At 64.4% G+C, this 21151-nt stretch carries 19 protein-coding genes; 17 read left to right on the forward strand and 2 right to left on the reverse strand.

The annotated features are described in order from the left end of the window. The first annotated feature begins 220 nt into the window (after positions 1-220). From OO306_RS08005 to OO306_RS08020, 4 genes are read left to right on the forward strand one after another with little or no spacing between them, the layout of a single operon-like run. Entirely contained in the window at positions 221-1555 is a 1335-nt protein-coding gene (locus tag OO306_RS08005) for an MFS transporter (protein ID WP_265968279.1), read from the forward strand. After that, positions 1552-2214 (forward strand): DsbA family oxidoreductase, encoded by a 663-nt coding sequence (locus OO306_RS08010; protein ID WP_265968280.1) that lies wholly within the window; start codon positions 1552-1554, stop codon positions 2212-2214. Before OO306_RS08005 ends, OO306_RS08010 begins: the two co-directional genes overlap by 4 nt. Beyond that, positions 2211-2537 (forward strand): Rieske 2Fe-2S domain-containing protein, encoded by a 327-nt coding sequence (locus tag OO306_RS08015; protein ID WP_265968281.1) that lies wholly within the window; start codon positions 2211-2213, stop codon positions 2535-2537. Before OO306_RS08010 ends, OO306_RS08015 begins: the two co-directional genes overlap by 4 nt. After that, positions 2534-3544: a YeiH family protein gene (locus OO306_RS08020; protein WP_265968282.1), complete on the forward strand. Its 1011-nt coding sequence runs from the start codon at positions 2534-2536 to the stop codon at positions 3542-3544. Before OO306_RS08015 ends, OO306_RS08020 begins: the two co-directional genes overlap by 4 nt. A 10-nt stretch (positions 3545-3554) precedes the next feature. On the opposite strand, the gene OO306_RS08025 is transcribed toward OO306_RS08020, so the two are convergent. After that, complete coding sequence (locus OO306_RS08025; protein ID WP_265968284.1) at positions 3555-4610, reverse strand: AraC family transcriptional regulator; 1056 nt, start codon at positions 4608-4610, stop codon at positions 3555-3557. 258 nt (positions 4611-4868) lie between these two features. Between OO306_RS08025 and OO306_RS08030 the strand changes: the two genes are divergently transcribed. The 6 genes from OO306_RS08030 to OO306_RS08055 all read left to right on the forward strand — a co-directional run bounded on the left by OO306_RS08030 (position 4869) and on the right by OO306_RS08055 (position 14111). Further along, on the forward strand, positions 4869-5435 hold the full coding sequence (locus tag OO306_RS08030) for an alpha/beta hydrolase (protein ID WP_265968285.1): 567 nt from the start codon (positions 4869-4871) through the stop codon (positions 5433-5435). A 31-nt stretch (positions 5436-5466) separates the two neighbouring features. Further along, entirely contained in the window at positions 5467-7332 is a 1866-nt protein-coding gene (locus OO306_RS08035) for a DUF1302 domain-containing protein (protein ID WP_027596397.1), read from the forward strand. Positions 7333-7364: 32 nt separating this feature from the next. After that, complete coding sequence (locus OO306_RS08040) at positions 7365-8723, forward strand: DUF1329 domain-containing protein (RefSeq protein ID WP_027596398.1); 1359 nt, start codon at positions 7365-7367, stop codon at positions 8721-8723. 64 nt (positions 8724-8787) lie between these two features. Further along, the gene (locus OO306_RS08045; RefSeq protein WP_265968286.1) at positions 8788-9864 is read left to right on the forward strand and encodes a YCF48-related protein; all 1077 of its coding nucleotides are present in this window, start codon (positions 8788-8790) and stop codon (positions 9862-9864) included. A gap of 29 nt (positions 9865-9893) precedes the next feature. After that, positions 9894-12419: an RND family transporter gene (locus OO306_RS08050; RefSeq protein WP_265968287.1), complete on the forward strand. Its 2526-nt coding sequence runs from the start codon at positions 9894-9896 to the stop codon at positions 12417-12419. Between the two features lie 45 nt (positions 12420-12464). Next, positions 12465-14111, forward strand: a complete 1647-nt coding sequence (locus tag OO306_RS08055; RefSeq protein ID WP_238211569.1) for a fatty acid--CoA ligase — start codon at positions 12465-12467, stop codon at positions 14109-14111. 209 nt (positions 14112-14320) lie between these two features. On the opposite strand, the gene OO306_RS08060 is transcribed toward OO306_RS08055, so the two are convergent. Then, complete coding sequence (locus OO306_RS08060; protein ID WP_265968288.1) at positions 14321-14911, reverse strand: hypothetical protein; 591 nt, start codon at positions 14909-14911, stop codon at positions 14321-14323. 118 nt (positions 14912-15029) lie between these two features. Between OO306_RS08060 and OO306_RS08065 the strand changes: the two genes are divergently transcribed. From OO306_RS08065 to OO306_RS08095, 7 genes are all read left to right on the forward strand, one after another. Next, positions 15030-15494, forward strand: coding sequence for an Lrp/AsnC family transcriptional regulator (locus OO306_RS08065; RefSeq protein ID WP_265968289.1), 465 nt, complete (start codon positions 15030-15032; stop codon positions 15492-15494). Positions 15495-15669: 175 nt separating this feature from the next. Beyond that, positions 15670-16521, forward strand: coding sequence for an STAS domain-containing protein (locus OO306_RS08070; RefSeq protein WP_238211573.1), 852 nt, complete (start codon positions 15670-15672; stop codon positions 16519-16521). A gap of 4 nt (positions 16522-16525) precedes the next feature. Then, on the forward strand, positions 16526-16888 hold the full coding sequence (locus tag OO306_RS08075) for an STAS domain-containing protein (RefSeq protein WP_027596405.1): 363 nt from the start codon (positions 16526-16528) through the stop codon (positions 16886-16888). Beyond that, a complete protein-coding gene (locus OO306_RS08080; RefSeq protein ID WP_099429624.1) occupies positions 16885-17289 on the forward strand; it encodes an anti-sigma regulatory factor in 405 nt (134 codons plus the stop codon). The genes OO306_RS08075 and OO306_RS08080 overlap by 4 nt, the downstream gene beginning before the upstream one ends. Then, a complete protein-coding gene (locus OO306_RS08085; RefSeq protein WP_172960363.1) occupies positions 17280-18296 on the forward strand; it encodes an ATP-binding protein in 1017 nt (338 codons plus the stop codon). The genes OO306_RS08080 and OO306_RS08085 overlap by 10 nt, the downstream gene beginning before the upstream one ends. Next, positions 18289-19155, forward strand: coding sequence for a sensor histidine kinase KdpD (locus tag OO306_RS08090; protein ID WP_265968291.1), 867 nt, complete (start codon positions 18289-18291; stop codon positions 19153-19155). Before OO306_RS08085 ends, OO306_RS08090 begins: the two co-directional genes overlap by 8 nt. Continuing rightward, positions 19145-21082 (forward strand): response regulator, encoded by a 1938-nt coding sequence (locus OO306_RS08095; protein WP_265968292.1) that lies wholly within the window; start codon positions 19145-19147, stop codon positions 21080-21082. The genes OO306_RS08090 and OO306_RS08095 overlap by 11 nt, the downstream gene beginning before the upstream one ends. The last annotated feature ends 69 nt before the right edge of the window (positions 21083-21151 follow it).

Genomic DNA, 21151 nt, shown 5'->3' on the forward strand with positions numbered 1-21151 from the left:
TTACCTCTTCGCAGCCTGTAGGAGCAGCCTTGTGCTGCGAAGAGGCCCGTGATTACTGCGAAGATTTGCGGTTCTTTCACCGGCCTCTTCGCAGCGCAAGGCTGCTCCTACAAGGGGCGCGCGTCTGACGCGAGGCGATGAGGCCAGCACCCGCAGCACAGATTTTGGCATTTGTTCATAACAACAAAAACAACCCAAGCCAGATACCCGAGGAGGCAGCATGGCCACCTATCACACCGGTGCGACGGACCCAGGCACGGATACATCACTGGGCATCCCCCGGCGCTATGCCTGGATCGTCTTTGCCCTGACCTTCGGCCTGTTGATCTCCGACTACATGTCGCGGCAGGTGCTCAACGCCGTGTTCCCACTGTTGAAGCAGGAATGGCAGCTCAGCGACAGCCAGCTCGGCCTGCTCAGCGGCATCGTCGCCCTGATGGTCGGGCTGCTGACCTTTCCGCTGTCATTGCTCGCCGACCGCATCGGCCGCATCAAGAGCCTGACCTTCATGGCGGTGATGTGGAGCCTGGCCACGCTGGGCTGCGCAGTTGCCGAAAACTACCAGCAGATGTTCATCGCGCGCTTTCTGGTCGGTGTCGGCGAAGCTGCCTATGGCAGCGTCGGTATTGCCGTGGTGGTGGCGGTGTTCCCGCGTGAGATGCGTGCCACCTTGGCCGGGTCGTTCATGGCTGGTGGCATGTTCGGCTCGGTGCTGGGCATGGCCCTGGGCGGGGTGATGGCCCAGCACCTGGGTTGGCGCTGGGCGTTCGCCGGCATGGCGTTTTTCGGCCTGGCCCTGGCGCTGCTCTACCCGCTGATCGTGCGCGAGGCGCGCATTGCCCCAAAAAATCGGGCGAGCGCCAGCGACAAGGCCGCCTTGAAGGCATTGCGCCCACTGCGCACCCTCTATTCAAGCCGCTCGGTGATCAGTGCCTATGTCGGCAGCGGCTTGCAGCTGTTCGTCGGCGGCACGGTGATCGTCTGGATCCCCAGCTACCTGAACCGCTACTACGCCATGAGCACCGACCGGGCCGGCGCCGTGGCAGCAATCATCGTGCTGTGCAGCGGCGTCGGCATCGTGCTGTGCGGCATGTTGTGCGACCGCATGGGGCGCGATCGCCCTGATCGCAAGATCAGCCTGGCCATCGCCTACTGCCTGGGCAGCTGTGTGCTGCTGTCAGTGGCCTTCGCCATGCCGGCGGGCCTGCCGCAACTGGTCCTGATCTGCCTGGGCATGATGATTGCCGCAGGCACCAATGGCCCGTCCAGTGCCATGGTCGCCAACCTGACCCACTACACGGTGCATGGCACGGCATTCGCCACCCTGACCCTGAGCAACAACCTGCTCGGCCTGGCCACAGGCCCGTTGATCACCGGCAAGGTGTCCGACCTGATCGGCCTGCAAGCCGCCTTTCAACTGGTGCCGTTGATCAGCATCGCCGCCGCGGCGGTGTTCTTCTACGCCAAGCGCCACTACCACCCTGACATGGCGCGCCTGGCCTGTGGCAATAGCCCGCAAGCGCCTGTCGAGCCTGTACTGGAGGCCCGTACGTGAAGCATTCGCTGTCGATTGACGTGTATTTCGATTTCATCTGCCCGTGGTGCCTGATCGGCAAGCGGCAACTGCAAACCGCGCTGGCGCACTTGCGCGAAGCCCGGCCCGAGGTCGAGGTCACCCTGGCCTGGCACGGCGTGCAGCTGTTGCCCGACCTGCCGGCAACCGGCCAGCCGTTCGCCGACTTCTACCGCCGCCGCCTGGGCAGCGACGAGGCGGTGCGGCAACGCCAAGGGCAAGTGCAGGAGGCTGCGCGTGCCGTGGGCGAGCTGATCGACTTCAGCCGGATCGCGCGCATGCCCAATACTGCCGACGCCCATCGCCTGCTGCTGCATGCGGTCGAGCTGGGCAGCGAGCAACAGGTCGGGGCGCTACTGGAGCGGCTGTTTGCCGCGTATTTCCGCGAGGGCGAAGACTTGGGCGATCGCGACACCCTGTTGCGCATCGCCGAACAGTGCGGCTTTACGCCTGCCGCGCTGGCCGGGAGCCTGAGCGCTGATGGCCGGCCATTCATCAGTGCCAGCGCCGACATCGCCAGCAGGGGCGTGCCGTGTTTCGTCTTCGACGACCACCTGCGCGTGTTCGGTGCCCAGCCGGCAGAACAACTGCTCGACGCCATGCACCTGGCGCTGTCGCGTTCGGCGGGGGTGCAGGTGTGAACGGGCGTATCGAGGTACCGGCCCAGCGCGTGCCCGGCGTCGGCGAGCGTGTGCTGTTCGAACACGGGGGCAAAAGCCTGGCGCTGTTCAATGTCGACGGGCGTTTGCTGGCCATCGACGACAGCTGCCCGCACCAGGGTTCATCGTTGTGCGCCGGGCAACTGGACGGCGCCGTGATCCAGTGCCGCGCCCATGGCCTGCGCTTTGACCTTGCCAGCGGCTACCTGCTCAATTCCAAGGCACTCAAAGTGGCCAGCTACCCGGTGGAGGTGGAGGGCAACCAGGTCTTTATCGTCATCACCGGCCAGGAGGTGGTGTCATGAGCACCCTTGCGCTTGCCCAGGTCAACCACCGCGCGCGGGAGTTGGCGCCGGGGCTTAGCGTCAGCCTGATTGCCGCTGGGGCGGCAAGCTTTCTGGCGGAGCATTATGGCGCGCCGGTCATGCTGTTCGCCCTGCTACTAGGCCTGGCACTGAATTTTTTGGCCAGCGATGGCAAATGCAAAGCCGGCATCGAATTCACCGCACGCACGGTGTTGCGCCTGGGCGTGGCATTGCTGGGCATGCGCATCACCCTGGAGCAGATGGCAGGCCTGGGCTGGAAGGCCGTCGCACTGGTGGTGATCCTGGTGGTGGTGACCATCGGCGTGTCGATGGTGGCGGCCAAGGCCCTGGGGTTCCAGCGCCTGTTCGGCATGCTCACCGGTGGCGCCACGGCGATCTGCGGCGCCTCGGCGGCGTTGGCGCTGGCCGCTGCGCTGCCCAGCCACCCGCAAAAAGAGCGGGCGACGCTGTTCACTGTGATCGGTGTGTCGGCGTTGTCGACCCTGGCGATGATCCTCTACCCAATGATCGCCAACGCGCTCGGCCTGTCGCCACAGGCTGCCGGGGTCTTTCTTGGCGCGACGATCCATGACGTCGCCCAGGTAGTGGGGGCGGGCTACAGCATGTCGCCCGAAACCGGCGACACCGCCACGGTGGTCAAGCTGATGCGCGTCGCCATGCTGGTGCCGGTGATTGTTGTCGCGGCCATGATCTCGCGCCGCCAGGGTACCGACACCGCAGGCAAGCGCCCGCCATTGTTGCCCTGGTTCGCGGTGGGGTTTCTGGCGCTGGCCTGCATCAACAGCACCGGGTGGGTGCCGTTGGCCGTGCAGGGTGGGATCAACGAGCTGTCGCGCTGGTGCCTGGTGGTGTCGATCAGTGCCCTGGGCATGAAGACCCAGCTCAAGGAGCTGGCCGCCGTGGGCATCAAGCCGATTTTGCTGATGGTCGGCGAGACGGTGTTCTTGGTGGCGCTGGTGCTGGTGCTGTTGCGCTTCGGCTTGTAACACCACGCGCTCAGCGCGTGGTGACTGGCCCCTGGGCCGCGCTGCGGGCGCGTTTGAGTGGCGTGGGCAGGTCATGCTGAGCACGCCAGGTGGCCGGTGGCTGGCCGAACTGGCTGATGAACCAGCGGGTGAACGAACTGTGCATGGAATAGCCGAGCATGTCGGCGATACGCCCCAACGAATAGCCGGGGCTTTCCAGGTAGCGCAGCACCAGGTCGCGGCGCACGCCGTTGACCAGCTCGCTGAAGGTGGCGCCTTCTTCTTCCAGCCGGCGCTGCAAGGTGCGCACGTTCATGCCTTGGGTCTGGGCGATGTGTTCGATGGTGGCGCGGCCCATGGGCATCAGCAAAAAGATCGACTTGCGCACCTCGTGCACCAGGGAGGGGTTGCCGTCATCCTGCAGCGTACAGACGTAGCGCTGGGCGAGCCGCGCCATGGCTTCGTTGGCCTGCGGGTTGGCCGTGTCCAGGTCGGAGGCCGAGCAGACGATGCCGTTGAAGTCGCTGTTGAACTCCAGCTTGCAGCCAAAAATACGCCGGTGAATGGCCACGTCGGCAGGGGCGGCATGGGTGAAGTTGACGCTGATCGGGTGCCAGTGGGCGCCCAGCAGCGCTGAGCAGAAGCGGTGCATCACACCGATGGCCAGCTCGATGGCCTGGCGGCTGTGTATCGGCTGCTCGGTGATGACCTCCTGGCGGATGATCACCGTCTTGCCGGTTTCTTCGATGTGGATCGCCAGCGCGTTGTTGAGCACATGGCGGTACTGCACGATCACCTGCAGCGCATCGCGCAGCGAATGCTGGTGGCTGATCAGCAGGCTGACCTCACCAAAATCCGACAACTGGCGCAGTTCGGCCATGCGCAGGCCGAAGGCTTCGCAGCCGCTCAGCCGCGCCGATTCTTCAAGTACGCTGATGGCGGCAGCCACCGGGATGCGCTGGTCAGGCGCTTCGAGCAAGGACGCACTGAGGCCAGCCTGGGCCAGCAGGCCATGGCCGTTAAGGCCCAGGTGGCGGGAAACTTCCAGGTAATTGGTGAGCGAAGCCGCTCGGGCGAGCACGGTCATATTGTTGTTTTCCACGTGTTCTTGATGGGCATCCCGCTGCGCTGGCGGGTAGTCACTTATAGCGCCTGTGTCATCAGATGCAAAGCCATTTTCCTGCCGTTGGTCGCCCGTGGCGAGGGGGCTGCGGGCGGCCGCGTCGGCCGTGTCATCAACTGAAAAATCCGTGACGCGCAATGTAAAGCGTGTGCCGGACCGACTCATTACTCTGGCCCTCAAGCAGTCGGCAATCGACCGAGTGAACAGAGCAAGGGCCCTGACATGGAAAAACTGCAAACCGCCGCCACCGTGCTGATCGTTCCCGGTCTGCGCGACCATGTACCTGAACACTGGCAGACCCTGTTGCAGGCGCGCCTGGCCAAGGTGCGTGCGGTGCCGCCACTGGAAACCGACAAGCTCAACTGCACGGCACGGGTCGAAGCGATCGAGCGTGAGCTGGCGCAAATCGAGGGCCCGGTGATCCTGGTCGCGCACAGCGCCGGCGTGCTGATGGTGGCGCATTGGGCGGCGCGCTATCAGCGGCCGATCAAGGGCGCCTTGCTGGCCGCACCGCCAGACCTGCACAGCGATTGGCCGCAAGGCTATCCCACCCCGGATTCCCTGCGCGCCCAGGGTTGGGCGCCATTGCCAGGCGGCCCGCTGCCGTTCCCCAGCCTGGTAGCCGCCAGCAGCAACGACCACCTGGCCAGCCTGAGCGCAGTCGCCGGCCTGGCCACGCAGTGGGGCAGCGCGCTGGTCGAGCTCGGTGCCGTTGGCCACCTCAACCCTGCCTCGGGCTACGGCCCGTGGCCCCAAGCCGAGGCCCTGATACAGCAACTCGATCGCTGAGCCGCGCCTAACCCCCACGCAGAGACATCGCATGAACAACAATAAAAACGTTCTCTTCTGCCTTCCCCGCCGTAACGTGATGGCTACGTTGCTGCTGGTCGCCGGTGCGCCGGCTGCCCAGGCATTCCAGCTGGACATCGCCAACCCCGACTGGAGCGTGCGCTTCGACAACACCGCCAAGCTCAGCTACGGCCAGCGGGTCGAAGGCGAAAACGCCAAGATCGCCCGCACCGCCAACCTCAATGACGGTGACAAGAACTTCAGTGTCGGCAGCGCGGTCACCCAGCGCCTCGACCTGCTCACCGAGCTGGATGTGGTCTATCAGAACACCATGGGCATGCGCGTCAGTGCGGCCAGCTGGTACGACCATGCCTATGACGACGTGGGGTCCAATTCCAACCCGTTCCCCGGCCAAGCGGGTAACGCTGGCAACCTGGTGCTGGCACGCCCGGCCGGTGGCTTGCCGGCGGGTACCGTGCTGGCCGGTGGCCCGGCACGCCACCATGGCCTGAGCCGTTACAGCGACCGTTACTACAACGGGCCGTCGGGCGAGTTTCTGGATGCCTTCGTGTTCTACAACACCGAAATCGGCGACGAGTCGATGCTGAGCGGCAAGCTGGGCTGGCACTCGGTGTACTGGGGCGAGACCCTGTTCAACGCCGCCAACGGCATCAACTATGGCCAGTCGGCCCTGGACCTGGCCAAGCTGTACAACGTGCCGGGTACCGAAACCAAAGAACTGTTCCTGCCGCGCAAGCAGTTGTCGCTGAGCTACACGGTCAACCCTGAACTGACCCTGGCGGCGCAGTACTTCCTCGAGTTCGAGAACTCGCGCCTGCCCGAAGGCGGTACCTACATGGGTGCCTATGACATGCTGGGCGACGGCGGTGAGATCTTCTGGCTGCCGGTGCCCAATGCCGTCGGCGGTGCCGGTGCCTTCTACGGCGCGCCGCGCGGGCATGACATTCGCCCTCACAACACGGGTGACTTCGGCTTGATGGCCAAGTGGAGCCCGGAATGGCTCGACGGCACCTTGGGCTTCTACTACCGCAACACCTCCGACCCGACCCCGGCCGTGCTGATCAACGCCCCCAACCTGCACACCGGCAGCCTGGCCGGCAGCAGCTACATGGCCGCTTACGCCGACGATATCGACATCTACGGCATCAGCCTGGCGAAGAGCGTCGGCCCGGTCAGCGTGGGGTTGGACGTCAACTACCGCGAGAACATGCCGCTGATCAGCAACTTCAGCACCATCAACGGGCCGCTGTACGAGGCCTTGGCCGGCACCGCCGGCGGCACCAACCTGATCGGCGAGGTGCCAGGCCACGGTGAAACCGGGCTGGCCCGCGGTAAAACCTTCCATGTGGTGCTCAATGGCCTGGTGTCGTTTGGCGCCACGCCGCTGTGGAATGCATCGTCGTTGGCCGTGGAGGGCGCGATGACCCACTTGGTCAGCGTCGACAAGGGTGAGCAGACCTTCAAGGGCGACTCCACCTACCACGGCGTCGACAAGGTCACCACCAACGCCTACACCCTGGCGGTCAACTTCACCCCGACCTGGTTCCAGGCGCTGCCGGGGGTCGATGTGTCGATGCCGCTGTCCTACAACGTCGGCCTCAAGGGCAACTCGGCCATCCAGCTGGGCGGTAACGAGGACTCTGGCAGCTACTCGGTGGGGATCGCCGCCGATGTCTACCAAAAATACAAGTTCGACCTGAAGTACGTCGACTCCTTCGGCAAGTTCGATACCTGCTCGAGCGGTACCGACAACAACACCCCAGGCACCAACGGGCGCTACCAGTGCATCCCCGGGCAGATCACGTCGCAGGCCGGCCTGGCGCCGCTGCTCAAGGACCGCGGCATGGTCACTGCCTCGTTCAAGACCACCTTCTGAAACTCCATTACAACAACAAGCGGAGAAACCTGATGAAGTATCTCAATAGCCTGCTGTCGGCCTCGCTTGCGGTCGTTATCGCCGGGGGCGCCCAAGCGGCCGCCCCGGCCCAGGATGTCGCCCGGCTGGGCAAGGACCTGACCGCGGTGGGTGCTGACAAGGCGGGCAACGCCGACGGTTCGATCCCGGCCTACCAGGGCGGCCTGAACACCCCGCCCGCGGGCTTCAAGCAAGGCGATACCCTGCGCCCCGACCCTTTTGCCACTGAAAAGCCGCTGCTGGTAATCGACGGCAAAAACGTCGACCAGTACAAGGACGCGCTGACCGCCACTACCGTGGAGCTGGCCAAGCGGTTCCCCACCTTCCACATCGACGTCTACCCCAGCCACCGCACTGCCGCGTTGCCCAAGGCACTGCTCGACAACACCCTGAAGAACGCTGCTAATGCCAAGTCCCTGCAGGACGGCTTGGCCATCGAAAATGTCCTGCCCGGCGTGCCGTTCCCGGTGCCGCAATCGGGTGCCGAGGCCATGTGGAACCACCTGCTGCGCTACCAAGGCGTGGCGCAGAAGGCCAAGTACGACTCCTGGAACGTCGACGCTGCCGGTGTCGCGGCCCTGGCGACCACGGGCCTGGCCTACAACGCCTACCCGATCTACGAAGACCTGAACAAGGTCATCGAAGCCAAGGACATTTACTTCCAGACCAAGCTGTACTTCGAAGGCCCGGCGCGCCGTGCCGGTGAGTCGATGATGCTCAAGGATGCCGCCAACCCGCTGGTGCAAGAACGTCGCGCCTGGCAGTACCTGCCGGGGCAGCGCCGAGTGAAGCTGGCGCCGAACCTGGCCTACGACACCCCCAACCCGGGCACCGCCGGCTCGGGTACGTTCGATGACGTGTACGTGTTCAACGGCGCGTTGGACCGCTACGACTGGCACCTGGTAGGCAAGCGCGAGATGTACGTGCCGTACAACACCTACCGGCTGACCTACATCCACGACCCGAAAACCCTGACCACGCCGAACCACCTGGCGCCTGACCAGGTGCGTTGGGAGAAGCACCGCGTGTGGGTAGTGGAAGGCACGCTCAAGGGCAATGCGCGGCACATCTATGCCAAGCGCCGCTTCTACCTCGACGAGGACAGCTGGTTCGCCCTGGCCTCCGACCAGTACGACGCCCGTGGCCAGCTGTATCGCGGCTCGTTCAGCTTCTTCACGCAGAGCTACGACGTGCAGATCCCCAACAACAACCCGCATGTGGTCTACGACCTGGTGGGTGGCAGCTACAACGTCAATGGCCTGATCGGCCCGCACGGCGGTATCGAGTACATCGCCCCTCTGTCCAAGGCGCAGTGGTCGCCGGAAGCCCTGGCCGGCGCCGGTATTCGCTGACCCCGACGATCAGCCTGCCGGCTGGCCACAGGTGGCCGCCGGCAGGGTTTGCAGAGGATGTGGCATGGCTACTTTGAACACGTTTACGCCGTGGGCGCTGGCCGTCGCGCTCACCTTGGGCGGCGCTTGCGGTGGGGCCCAGGCGGCCTATGTCGATGTATTGGACTTGCCGGCCAAAGCCAGTGCGTTGGTGGTGCACAGTGCGCTGCGCGATGTAGCACTGGCCGGTGAGCGGCTGGTCGCGGTAGGGCCGCGTGGCCATATCGTGTATTCCGACAACCAGGGCCAGGATTGGCACCAGGCCAGCGTGCCGGTCAGTGCCGACCTTAATGCTTTGGTGTTCCCCACTGCGCTGGAAGGTTGGGCGGTGGGCAACGATGGGGTGATCCTGCACAGCCGTGACGGCGGCGCCAACTGGGCGGTACAGCTCGATGGCCGGCAGATTGGCGCTTTGGTGGCGGCCCATTACCAGGCCTTGGCCAAGGCCCATCCCGAGGACGCGCAATGGGCGCAGTTCGTCGCCGAGGGCCAGCGCCTAGAGCAGGAGGGCGCCGACAAGCCGTTGCTCGGTGTGTGGTTCGCCGACGCCCGCCACGGCTACGCGGTGGGGGTGTTCAACCTGATCCTGCGCACCGACGACGGCGGCAGCACCTGGGTGCCGATGCAAGACCGCACCGACAACCCGCAAGGCTTTCACCTGAATGCGATCCGCGCCGTCGGCGATGCGCTGTACCTGGTTGGCGAACAGGGCCTGCTGCTGAAGTGGGATGCCGGCCAGCAGCGCTTCGTCGCCTTGCCCAGCCCCTACCCAGGTACCTGGTTTGGCGTGTTCGGCAAGCCTGGCGAGGTGCTCGCCTATGGCCTGCGCGGCCATGTGGCACGCAGCCTAGATGGCGGCCAGAGCTGGGCCAAGGTGGACACCGGGGTGACCCAGAGCATCACCGCCGCCAGCCTCGACAGCCACGGTGACTACTGGCTGTTCAGCCAGGGCGGGCAGGTGCTGCGCAGCCGCGACGGCGGCCTGAGCTTTGCCGTGCAACCGCAGGTGCCGCCGGCACCGGTGGCCGGCGCCCTGCAGACCGGCGCAAATGCCACCGTGCTGGTAGGCGAGCGCGGTGTACGCGTGCTGCCCGCCCGATAAGCCTCCAAGCATTCCAAGAGAACCCAGTGATGGCCAACATCAAGCAAGACACCCTACCGGTCATCCGCGACCTGAGGGATTTCGACCCGCGTTCCGGCAACGTGCTGGAGCGCATGGTCTTCAACTACCGCCCGCTGTTCATGCTGTTTATGGTGCTGGTCACGGGGGTGTTGGGGTACCTGGCGCTGACCCGGCTTGAGCTGCGGCCCAGCTTCGAAAAAATGATCCCGCAGAGCCAGCCCTACATCCAGAACTACCTCGACAACCGCAAGTCGCTGCGCGGCCTGGGCAACGCGGTGCGGGTGGTGGTGGAGAACACCCAGGGCGATATCTACGACCCGGAGTACCTGGACGTGCTCAAGCAGGTCAGCGACGAGCTGTTTCTGGCCCAGGGCGTGGACCGCGCCTGGATGAAGTCGTTGTGGAGCCCAGGGGTGCGCTGGACCGAAGTCACCGAAGAAGGCTTCCAGGGTGGCCCGGTGATGCCCGACGATTACCAGGGCAAGCCCGCCGATATCGATCAACTGCGCCAGAACATCAACCGCGCCGGCATCGTCGGTAGCCTGGTGGCGACCGATTTCAAATCGAGCATGCTGGTGGTGCCACTGCTCGACCACGACCTGGCCACCGGCCGCGGCATTGATTACCGGCAGTTCTCGCAGATGCTCGAGCAGCAGCTGCGCGACAAGTACGAGTACGCCGGGGACAGCACGGCGCGCAAGGCCGGCGAAGAGGGCCATGGCAAGTACAAGGTGCGGGTCATCGGGTTTGCCAAGCTGATGGGCGACCTGAGCGACGGGCTGGTCCAGGTGATGATGTTCTTTGCCCTGGCGGTGCTCACGTCGCTGGTGATCATCTTCCTATACACCCGCTGTGTGCGCAGCACCTTGCTGGTGGTGTTCTGTTCGCTCACGGCGGTGGTGTGGCAACTGGGTATCGTCGGCTGGCTGGGCTATGCCATCGACCCTTATTCGATCCTGGTGCCGTTCCTGATTTTCGCCATCGGCGTGTCCCATGCGGCGCAGAAGATGAACGGCATCATGCAGGACATTGGCCGTGGCACGCACCGGCAGGTCGCCGCGCGTTACACCTTCCGCCGCCTGTTCGTGGCCGGGGTCACTGCGTTGCTGGCCGACGCCGTGGGCTTTGCCGTGCTGATGTTGATCGACATCCCGGTGATCAAGGACCTGGCAATCACCGCCAGTATTGGTGTCGCGGTGCTGATCTTCACCTCGTTGCTGTTGATACCGGTGGCGTTGTCCTACGTCGGCGTGGGCCGCAAGGCCGCCGCACGGGCGCTGTGCATCGACCAGCGCGCTGCCGAGCACCGCGGCTTCGGCAAACTGTGGGATGCGCTCGACCGTTTCACCACGCGCAAGTGGGCCACGGGCGCCGTGCTGGTGGCCACGCTGATGGGCGTGGGCGGGTTCTGGGTGAGCCTGCAGTTGAAGATCGGTGACCTCGACAGCGGGGCGCCAGAGTTGCGCGCCGATTCCCGCTACAACCGCGACAACGCCTACATCACCCAGCATTACGCGCTGTCCAGCGACCTGTTCGCGGTGATGATCAAGACCCCGCCGGAAGGCTGCCTCAGCTACCAGACGCTGATGCTTGCCGACCGCCTGGCCTGGGAGCTGCAGCAGTACCCGGGCGTGCAGACCACGGTGTCCCTGGTGAATGCCGTGCGCCAGATTACGGCGGGCTCATTCGAGGGCAACCCGAAGATGAGCAGCCTGCAACGCAACCAGGACATGCTCAACTACGCCGCCCAGCAAGCGTCGGTCAATGCGCCGGAGCTGTTCAACACCGACTGCTCGATGATGCCGGTGATCGCCTACCTCAAAGACCACAAGGCCCAGACCCTGGACGACGTGGTGGCCATCGCCGACCGCTTTGCCCGCGATAACAGCAGCCCCGACCGCCAGTTCATGCTCGCGGCCGGCAGTGCCGGCATAGAGGCGGCAACCAACATTGTGGTCCGTGAAGCCAACCGCACCATGTTGCTGTTCGTCTACCTGGCGGTGACGCTGTTCTGCCTGATCACTTTCCGCAGCTGGCGGGCGACCCTGGTGGCGCTGTTGCCGCTGGTGCTGACCTCGGTGCTGTGCGAGGCCTTGATGGTGGTGATGGGCATTGGCGTGAAAGTGGCCACGTTGCCGGTTATCGCCCTGGGCGTCGGCATTGGTGTGGATTACGCCTTGTACCTGCTCAGCGTGCAGCTGCATTACCAACGCGAAGGTCGTTCGCTGGGCGAGGCCTACCAGAACGCCGTGGCCTTCACCGGCCGGGTGGTGGGGCTGGTCGGCATTACGCTGGCGGCGGGGGTGGTCGGCTGGGCGTGGTCGCCGATCAAGTTCCAGGCCGACATGGGCATCCTGCTGACCTTCATGTTCCTGTGGAACATGCTCGGCGCCCTGGTGCTGATCCCCGCGCTGTCGTACTTCCTGCTGCCGGACAAACGCTTCGTCGCCGCTGCGCCCCAACCCTGCGCGCCTGCCGCGCCGTCTGGCAAGCAGGTGAGCGAACCCCGGGCACACACACGGATGAGCGCTTGAGCGCCCTAATAGTTGAAACGAACACGGAAACTGGAATCTACCTTCATGGCCAAGACAAAAATAATGCCGCCGGCAGCCGGTGCCTATGCCTACCCCTTGCTGATCAAGCGCCTGCTGATGTCGGGGGTACGGCAGCATCCGGAGCAGGAGATCGTCTACGCCGACAGGCTGCGCTACACCTACCGTGACCTCGACCAGCGGGTTCGGCGCCTGGCCAATGTGTTGCGTGCTGCCGGGGTGCAGGCGGGTGACACGGTGGCGCTGCTGGACTGGGACAGCCACCGCTCGCTGGAGTGCTTTTTTGCCGTGCCGATGCTAGGCGCCGTGCTGCACACAGTGAACGTGCGGCTATCGCCGGAGCAGGTCGCCTACACCATGAACCATGCGCAAGACGACCTGGTGCTGGTGCACGACGATTTCGTGCCGCTGCTGGAGCAGATTCAGGGCCAGCTGGGCACGGTGCGAGGTTACTTGCAACTGACCGACGAACAGGCCACGGCCACCACGCTGCCAGTGCTGGGCGAGTACGAAGCGCTGCTGGCCAGCGCCAGTTGCCAGGCCGAGTTCGACGACTTCGACGAGCACTCGGTGGCCACCTTGTTCTACACCACCGGCACCACGGGCAACCCCAAGGGGGTGTACTTCTCCCACCGTCAGTTGGTGCTGCACACCCTCAACGAACTGGGCACCTTTGCCGCTTACGACGGCCAGCCGCTGTTGCGTTCGAGCGACGTGTACATGCCGATCACGCCGATGTTTCATGTGCACGCCTGGGGTGTGCCGTACGTGGCCACGGTGCTGGGGGTCAAGCAGGTGTACCCGGGGCGCTACGAGCCGAACACGCTGGTCCGGCTGTACCGCGACGAGGGGGTGACGTTCTCGCACTGTGTGCCGACCCTGTTGCAGATGATGCTGGACTGCGAGCAAGGCCGGCACACCGATTTCAGCCGCTGGAAGATTCTGCTCGGTGGCAGCGCGCTGACCCACGGCCTGGCCCGTCAGGCCAGCGAGCGGGGCATGCTGATCTACAGTGGCTACGGCATGTCGGAGACCTGCCCGCTGCTGACCCTGACCCACCTGCGCGAAGAAGACCTGGCCTTGCCCATGGGCGAGCAGGTCGCGCAGCGCATCAGGACCGGCGCCCCGGTGGCGATGGTCGACTTGCGTATCGTCGATGCGCAAGGCAACGACATGCCACACGACGGTGAGTCGCTGGGGGAAATCGTGGTGCGCTCGCCCTGGTTGACCCAGGGCTACCTGCACGAACCGCAGAAAGGCGCCGAGCTGTGGCAGGACGGCTGGCTGCACACCGGTGACATGGGCTCGATCGACCGCCACGGTGTGCTGGAGATCAAGGACCGGATCAAGGACGTGATCAAGACCGGCGGTGAATGGATCAGCTCGCTGACCCTGGAAAACCTGATCAGCCAGCACCAGGCGGTCAGCGCCGTGGCGGTGGTCGGCATTCCCGATGAACAGTGGGGTGAGCGGCCGATTGCCCTGGTGGTCCGCGCGCCCGGTGACAGCCTTGACCAGCCGATGCTCGAAGCGCACCTCAAGCAGTTCGTCGACCGGGGCCAGATCAACAAGTGGGCGATCCCCCGGCAGGTGCACTTCGTTACTGACATCCCCAAGACCAGCATCGGCAAGATCAACAAGAAGCTGATTCGCGAGATGCACATGGGGGTGTAGGGGAACAATCGCAGCTGCGCCACTGACTGTGTGGGAGCAACGGTCTTGTTCAAATTTCTGGGCTGTGCTGTCGAGCAGAGAACAAAGATTGCAAGCGAGTTGCTGACCCTGTGGGAGCGGGTTTACCCGCGAACACGGGCGAAGCCCGTGCCATCCAAGGTGGTGCCTACTTCGCGGGTAGACCCATTCCGGCTGCAGGCGTGCTGGTATCAGACAGACAGTAGCGTACGCATCGCAGCGGTCACGGCGAGGGCGAACAGCATCACTGGCAAGATTGAAAACCGTGAAGCGGCATAAGCGGTAAGTGCCAGGGCGATGAGGTCTGCGGAGTGGCCAGAAACGAAGGCGGGCGTGATCACGGCAACCAGCACGCAGCCAGGGGCGGCGTTCAGCACCCGGGTGAATGGCTTGGCCCACAGGTACGCGCTGACCAGACCGGCCAGCGTGCCCGCCAGCACGTACCCGCCACCGGGAATCAGCAGGTAGAACAGCCCTGCAGTCACCAGGCTGAACAGCCAGGGCAGGGCGGCGTGCACCCCTTTCCACAGGCCCTTGAGCAGTACCAGCAAGACGGCGGCAAATGCCGTGCCCAAGCCGTAGGGGTGCAGGTCACCCAGCAGCGGCCCGATCAACGCGCCGAGCGTGATGAAGCTGACCCAGGCCACCGACTGACACCCCCTCGAAGAAGTGGCGCCGGTGCGCGGGCTCGATTGCGGTGGTGGCTCGGTGGACGCGGCAGCGGGGCATTCGCGTTCTGGCGTTGCAGGGGGATCTTCAACTACGGATTCAAGGGCATTCATGGTCACCTCCAGTGGGGGCAAATTATTCCAATGAATCGCTGAAATCGGGTTGCGTAGTGGCTCTACTGGCGTGATTATTCGGCATCTGCTGCCGAAATATTCCAATCAAAGGTTTTCAATGCCAATCAAACTCGACGCCATCGATCGACGTATCCTGCGGGCGCTGCAACGCGACGGCCGCCTACAGAACCAGGAACTGGCCAAACAGGTGGGGTTGTCGCCCTCACCGTGCCTGCGGCGGGTGCGCCTGCTGGAAGAAGCCGGCGTTATCGAGCGCTATGTGGCGCTGGTGGACCCGGCCAAAGTGGCGCTGGGCCTGACCTTGTTCGTGCGGGTGTGGCTCAAGCGCCAAGACCAGGACACCACCGAAGAGTTCGTCGAGGCCGTGCGGCTGCTGCCCGAAGTGGTGGAGTGCCACGTCATGGCGGGCGACTGCGACTTGCTGCTACGAGTGGTAGCAGCGGACCTTGAGGCCTATCGCCGCTTCCAGATCGCTCACTTGACCAGCCTGAGTGTGGTGCAAAACGTCAAGACCGAAGTGCCCATGGAGAAAATCAAGCTCACCACCGAGTTGCCGGTGTAGGCGGGCTTCGATTCGCAACGCGCCAGGCATTCTTGGCCTAGAGTTAGCGGCACGTGCGATGGCGCAATGCAATTAATTGCCAGTCGCCACAACTATTTCCCTCGGCAAATGTCACTTCTCGGAGCCGGTACGAATTATGGGGCACCGGCCACGCATTTTACGGAGCTAACTCGACATGGCAGCACTGCAAAACAGTACGTTGGAAGCGATTGTCAGCAATCAGGCGCAGCTGCTGAGTGAGTGGCACGCCGCACTCGAAGCCAACGGGGCGACGCGTAACATCCGCGAACAGGACCTGCGCCAGGAAACCCGTGAATTCCTCCAGTTGGTGGTCGACGGCTTGCGCAATGAAAGCGGCACCAACATCGCTGCCGAAGGCTGGGAAGAGACACGCCGCTTCCTCGAGAAGCTGTCTGCCAGCCGCGCCCAGGTGGGCCAAGAGTCCCATCAGACGGCGTTCTTCATCTTTGCGCTGAAGGGCCCGCTGTTCAACTTGCTGCAAGCCCATTACCGCGAGCAGCCCGCGCTGCTGGCCGAGCAGCTGTGGGAGATTTCGTCGCTGTTCGATGCCTTTGGCCTGCACACCATCCGCACCTACCAGAAGAATCGCGAAGCCGTGATCAAGCGTCAGCAGGAAGAACTGCTGGAGCTGTCGACCCCCGTGGTCAAGTTGTGGGAAGGCGTCCTGGCGTTGCCACTGATTGGCACCCTGGACTCCCATCGCAGCCAGACCGTGATGGAGTCGCTGTTGCAACGCATCGTCGACACAGGCTCCGAGATCGCCATTATCGACATCACGGGCGTGCCAACAGTCGATACCCTGGTGGCCCAGCACCTGCTCAAGACCGTGACCGCCATCCGCCTCATGGGCGCCGACTGCATTATCAGCGGCGTGCGCCCGCAAATTGCGCAAACCATCGTGCACCTGGGCCTGGACCTGGGCACGCTGACCACCAAGTCCAACCTCGCCGATGCCCTGAAGCTGGCGCTGGCGCGCCTGGGTACCGCTGCTGGCGAGCGGGGCTGAGCCCATGGAGCGAATCCCCATATTGCAAATGGGCGAGTTCCTGCTGGTGACCATCCAGGTCGATATGCATGACCAACTGGCGCTGCGCCTGCAGGACGACCTGACCGATCGCATCGAACACACCTCGGCCCGTGGCGTGCTGATCGACATCTCGGCACTGGACATGGTCGACTCGTTCATCGGCCGCATGATTGCCACTATCTCGGGGCTGTCGCGCATCATGGATGCCGAGACTGTGCTGGTCGGCATGCAGCCGGCGGTGGCGATCACCCTGGTGGAGCTAGGGCTGACCCTGCCGGGTGTCAGCACCGCGCTCAATGTCGATCGCGGCATGCACCTGTTGCGTAAGCGGGTAGGCCACTCATGAGCACCCGCGAGCGTGGCAGCCAGCCGGTACGTATCGAGCAGGACGTGGTACTGGCCCGCCAATTGACGCGCAAGATCGCCAGCGATTGCGGCATGCGCCTGGTCGACTTGACCAAACTGGTCACCGCCGTCAGTGAGCTTGCCCGTAACACCGTGGTGTACGGCGGGGGCGGCGACATGGACTGGGAGGTCATCGAAGAGGCCGGCCGTGTCGGCGTACGCCTGGTGTTCCGTGACGAAGGGCCGGGTATTGCCGACATCAAACTGGCCCTGACCGATGGCTGGACCTCGGGCGGCGGCCTGGGCCTTGGCCTGACCGGCGCACGACGCCTGGTCGACGAATTCGAGCTGGACACCGCGCCCGGGCAAGGTACCCGGGTAATGATCACCCGATGGATATGAGCCTGAGCGCAAGCCTGACCCAGGTGCTGCGCCTCGACGATGCCAGCCAGGTCGGTCACGCCCGACGCGTGGTGCAGAAACTTGCCGAACAGCAGGGCTTCGATGCCGCCGATGCAGGCCGGGCAGCCCTCGTCGCCACCGAACTTGCCAGCAATGTGCTCAAGCACGCCGCACGCGGCGAGCTGCACCTGCGCGTGCTTGCCCATGGCGAACAGCCTGGCATCGAGTTGCTGGCGGTAGACCGCGGCCATGGCTTCGACCTGGCCAACTGCCTGGTCGATGGCTATTCCACCGGGGGCACCCAAGGTATCGGCCTGGGCGCTGTGAGCCGCCTGGCACAGGTATTCGATGTGCACACCGACGCACAAGGCGCGGTGGTACTGGCGCGGGTCTATAAACAAGACGGCACGCCCAAGGACATTCGCCTGGGCGTCAGCCAGCATTCATTGCATGACGACCCAGCCTGTGGCGATACATGGCACGTGACCCTCGGCGAGCAGCGCGTGAGTGCCTTGTTGATCGACGGCCTAGGCCATGGCGAAGAAGCGGAACGCGCCGCCAAAGCAGGCGCACAGGCCTTTGCCCAGAGCCCCTTCAGCGCGCCGCAGCAGCTGCTGGGCGAGCTGCACCAGGCCATGGCCGGCACGCGCGGCGGGGCCGTCGCGATTGCCCAGTACGAGGGCGCGCGTGACAGTGTCGCGTTCATCGGTATCGGCAACATCGGCGCCACCCTGGTCGGCGGCGAACGCCCGCGGGGCCTGGCCTCGCACCCCGGCATCGTCGGCGGGCAATACCGCAAAGGGCAAGTGTTCGACTACGCTCACGTGAAGGGAAACCTGTTGATCATGTTCAGTGACGGCCTGCAGTCCCGTTGGAACCTTCAAGCCTACCCGGGCCTCGTGCTCCGCCACCCAGCCGTGATCGCGGCGGTATTGCATCGCGACTTCTGCCGTGGGCGGGACGATGTGACCGTGCTGGTCCTCGATTTGGAGACGGTGCATGCCTGACGACAACCAGGCCGAGCAGGCTGCCTGCGTGGCACACCTGCAGGCCGAAAACCAAGCCCTGCGCGCAGAGCTGGAAGAAACCAACCAGGGTGTGCTGGCGCTTTACGCCGAGCTCGATACCCAGGCCGAACAGTTGCGCCAGGCCTCGGACCTGAAAAGCCGCTTCCTTTCCTACATGAGCCACGAGTTCCGCACACCCCTGGGCTCGATCCTGAGCATCACCAGCCTGCTGGCCGACGAAGTGGATGGGCCGCTGAGCAAGGAGCAACAATTGCAGGTGGCGTTCGTCAGCAACGCCACGCGCGAACTCAGCGACATGGTCGACGACTTGCTCGACCTGGCCAAGATCGAAGCCGGTCGCATCACCATCTCGCCGGCCTGGTTCGACATGCTCGACCTGTTCGCTGCCTTGCGCGGGATGTTCCGCCCGATCGTCGACATGGGCTCGGTGGACCTCATCTTTGAGGAGCCACACGGGCTGCCGAAGATGTATACCGATGACAAGAAGCTGGCGCAGATCCTGCGCAACTTCATCTCCAACGCGCTGAAGTTCACCACCCGTGGCGAAGTGCGGGTGTCGGCGCACTTGCAGGGCAACGACCAGATTCGTTTTGCTGTGACCGACACGGGCATCGGCATCGCACCTGAGCTGCTGGGCGGGCTGTTCGAAGACTTCGCCCAAATCGACTCGCCGCTGCAGAAACGCCTGCGCGGCACTGGCCTCGGCTTGTCACTGTGCAAGCGCTTCGCGGCCTTGCTGGGCGGTGAAGTAGGGGTGGACAGTGTGCCGGGCGAAGGGTCGTCGTTCTTTGTCGTCATCCCGCTGGCGCTGGCCCAGGAGAGCGTTGATGAACCCTGACATTCGCCTGCTAATTGTCGACGACAACGTCGCCACGCGTTATGCGCTGCGTCGCCGCCTGGCCCTGCATGGCTACCAGGTGCTGGAGGCGGGCACCGGTGGCGAGGGGCTGGCCATGATCGGCAGCGAGCAGATAGACGGGCTGATCCTCGACGTCAACCTGCCGGACATGAGCGGTTTCGATATCGTCCGGTTGCTGCGCGCGGACCCTGAGACTGCACTGCTGCCGGTGATTCACGTGTCGGCGGCTTCGATCCAGACCGGCGACATCGTTACCGGGCTCGATGCCGGTGCCGACGCTTACCTGGTGCATCCAGTGGACCCGGATGTGCTGGTGGCGACCCTGCGGACCCTGATGCGGGTGCGCGATACCGAGCGGGCGCTGCGTGCAAGCGAGGCCAACTTTCGGGAAATCTTCACCAATGTCTCGGCACCCATCGCCGTGCTCGATGCCGAGCTCAAGGTGCATGAGTGCAACCATGCATTCGCCCAGCTGACCCAAGACAACCGTAACCCCAAGGCGCTGCAGGAGTGCTTTGTCGACGGTCAGCAAACCGCCATCGCCGCCTTGCGCCAGCACCTGGCCGCTGGCCAGCGCTGGCGTGGCACGCTGGGCATGAGCGTGCACGGCCAGCCACGGGACACCGAGTGGCAGCTTTCGCCCTACCGAGCGCCAGGGTTCTGCCTGGTGTTCGTCGAGGACGTCACCGAACACCGCCACCGCGAACGCTCGCACCTGGCACGCCTGGATGACGCCAACACCCAGCTGGCGCGAGAAATGGCGCAGCGGGCGCAGACCGAGGCGCAACTGCTGCAGTTACAAAAGATGGATGCCTTGGGCAGCCTGACAGGGGGGATTGCCCATGACTTCAACAACCTGCTGACCGGCATCATCACCAGCCTGGAGCTGATCCGCAAACGGGTGGCGCAGAACCGTCTGGAAAAGATCCCGAGTTACGCAGACGCCGCGCTCAGTTCAGCCATGAGCGCCGCTTCGCTGACCCACCGGCTGCTGGCATTTGCCCGTCAGCAGCCGTTGGACACCCGCCCGGTGGACATCAACGAGCGCGTGCGCTCGCTGGAAGAGCTGATCACCCGCACCATCGGCGAACGGATCGTGCTGGTACTGGAGCTTTCCAGCGAGCCGACCATCGCCCTGGTCGACCCGATCCAGCTGGAGAGTGCGGTGCTCAACCTGGTGATCAACGCCCGCGATGCCCTGGCCAAAGGCGGGCATATCTGGGTTAACACCGCGGCGAGCTGGTCGCATGGCAACTCTTACCTGCAGGACGGCCCCTATGTGGCGGTGAGCGTGCGCGATGATGGCGGCGGCATCGAACCGGAGGTGCTGGAGCGGGTGTTCGACCCGTTCTTCACCACCAAGCCGGTCGGCCAAGGGACCGGGCTTGGGCTATCGACCATCTATGGCTTCGCCCGCCAGTCGGGTGGGCATGTGTCGATCTGCAGCGTGCCAGGGCAGGGGACCGAGGTGACGTTGATGTTGCCGGCCAGCAGCCACCAGGTCACCTGTGAGGCACAGGTGCCACAATTGGACCAGCGCGGCGCTGGCGAGCGTGTGCTGGTGGTCGAAGACATGGCCTCTGTGCGCCTGTCGGTGGCAGAAGTGCTGGCCGACGCGGGTTATCGCTGCACCCTGGCCGAAACCATCGAGCAAGCGCTGGACCACCTGCGCGAAGACGCCGACATCGAGTTGTTGCTGACCGATGTCGGGCTGCCGGGCATGAGTGGGCGCGAACTGGCCGACATGGCGCGTGTTTACCGCCCGGGGCTGCCGGTCTTGTTCATGACCGGTTATGCCGAGACGGCGCTGGATCGGCAGGCGTTTCTGGACACGGGGATGGACCTGTTGATCAAACCGTTCCAGATCGGTGACCTGCTCGACAAGGTGCGGCTTAGCCTTGGCTAGCAGAACGGGATGCGCGGTCATTACCTAAAGGGAATGTAAAGTTGGCATGAAATTCTCATGCCTGTCCGT

This window comes from Pseudomonas sp. DCB_AW (assembly GCF_026240895.1).
GTDB lineage: Bacteria > Pseudomonadota > Gammaproteobacteria > Pseudomonadales > Pseudomonadaceae > Aquipseudomonas > Aquipseudomonas kermanshahensis.

What these genes read in the sequence shown, in the direction of transcription:
- OO306_RS08005 (WP_265968279.1), top strand. Translation starts at nt 221, where the DNA reads ATGGCCACCTATCACACCGGTGCGACGGACCCAGGCACGGATACATCA.
- OO306_RS08020 (WP_265968282.1), top strand. Translation starts at nt 2,534, where the DNA reads ATGAGCACCCTTGCGCTTGCCCAGGTCAACCACCGCGCGCGGGAGTTG.
- OO306_RS08025 (WP_265968284.1), bottom strand. Translation starts at nt 4,610, where the DNA reads ATGACCGTGCTCGCCCGAGCGGCTTCGCTCACCAATTACCTGGAAGTT.
- OO306_RS08030 (WP_265968285.1), top strand. Translation starts at nt 4,869, where the DNA reads ATGGAAAAACTGCAAACCGCCGCCACCGTGCTGATCGTTCCCGGTCTG.
- OO306_RS08035 (WP_027596397.1), top strand. Translation starts at nt 5,467, where the DNA reads ATGAACAACAATAAAAACGTTCTCTTCTGCCTTCCCCGCCGTAACGTG.
- OO306_RS08040 (WP_027596398.1), top strand. Translation starts at nt 7,365, where the DNA reads ATGAAGTATCTCAATAGCCTGCTGTCGGCCTCGCTTGCGGTCGTTATC.
- OO306_RS08045 (WP_265968286.1), top strand. Translation starts at nt 8,788, where the DNA reads ATGGCTACTTTGAACACGTTTACGCCGTGGGCGCTGGCCGTCGCGCTC.
- OO306_RS08050 (WP_265968287.1), top strand. Translation starts at nt 9,894, where the DNA reads ATGGCCAACATCAAGCAAGACACCCTACCGGTCATCCGCGACCTGAGG.
- OO306_RS08055 (WP_238211569.1), top strand. Translation starts at nt 12,465, where the DNA reads ATGGCCAAGACAAAAATAATGCCGCCGGCAGCCGGTGCCTATGCCTAC.
- OO306_RS08060 (WP_265968288.1), bottom strand. Translation starts at nt 14,911, where the DNA reads ATGAATGCCCTTGAATCCGTAGTTGAAGATCCCCCTGCAACGCCAGAA.
- OO306_RS08065 (WP_265968289.1), top strand. Translation starts at nt 15,030, where the DNA reads ATGCCAATCAAACTCGACGCCATCGATCGACGTATCCTGCGGGCGCTG.
- OO306_RS08070 (WP_238211573.1), top strand. Translation starts at nt 15,670, where the DNA reads ATGGCAGCACTGCAAAACAGTACGTTGGAAGCGATTGTCAGCAATCAG.
- OO306_RS08075 (WP_027596405.1), top strand. Translation starts at nt 16,526, where the DNA reads ATGGAGCGAATCCCCATATTGCAAATGGGCGAGTTCCTGCTGGTGACC.
- OO306_RS08080 (WP_099429624.1), top strand. Translation starts at nt 16,885, where the DNA reads ATGAGCACCCGCGAGCGTGGCAGCCAGCCGGTACGTATCGAGCAGGAC.
- OO306_RS08085 (WP_172960363.1), top strand. Translation starts at nt 17,280, where the DNA reads ATGGATATGAGCCTGAGCGCAAGCCTGACCCAGGTGCTGCGCCTCGAC.
- OO306_RS08090 (WP_265968291.1), top strand. Translation starts at nt 18,289, where the DNA reads ATGCCTGACGACAACCAGGCCGAGCAGGCTGCCTGCGTGGCACACCTG.
- OO306_RS08095 (WP_265968292.1), top strand. Translation starts at nt 19,145, where the DNA reads ATGAACCCTGACATTCGCCTGCTAATTGTCGACGACAACGTCGCCACG.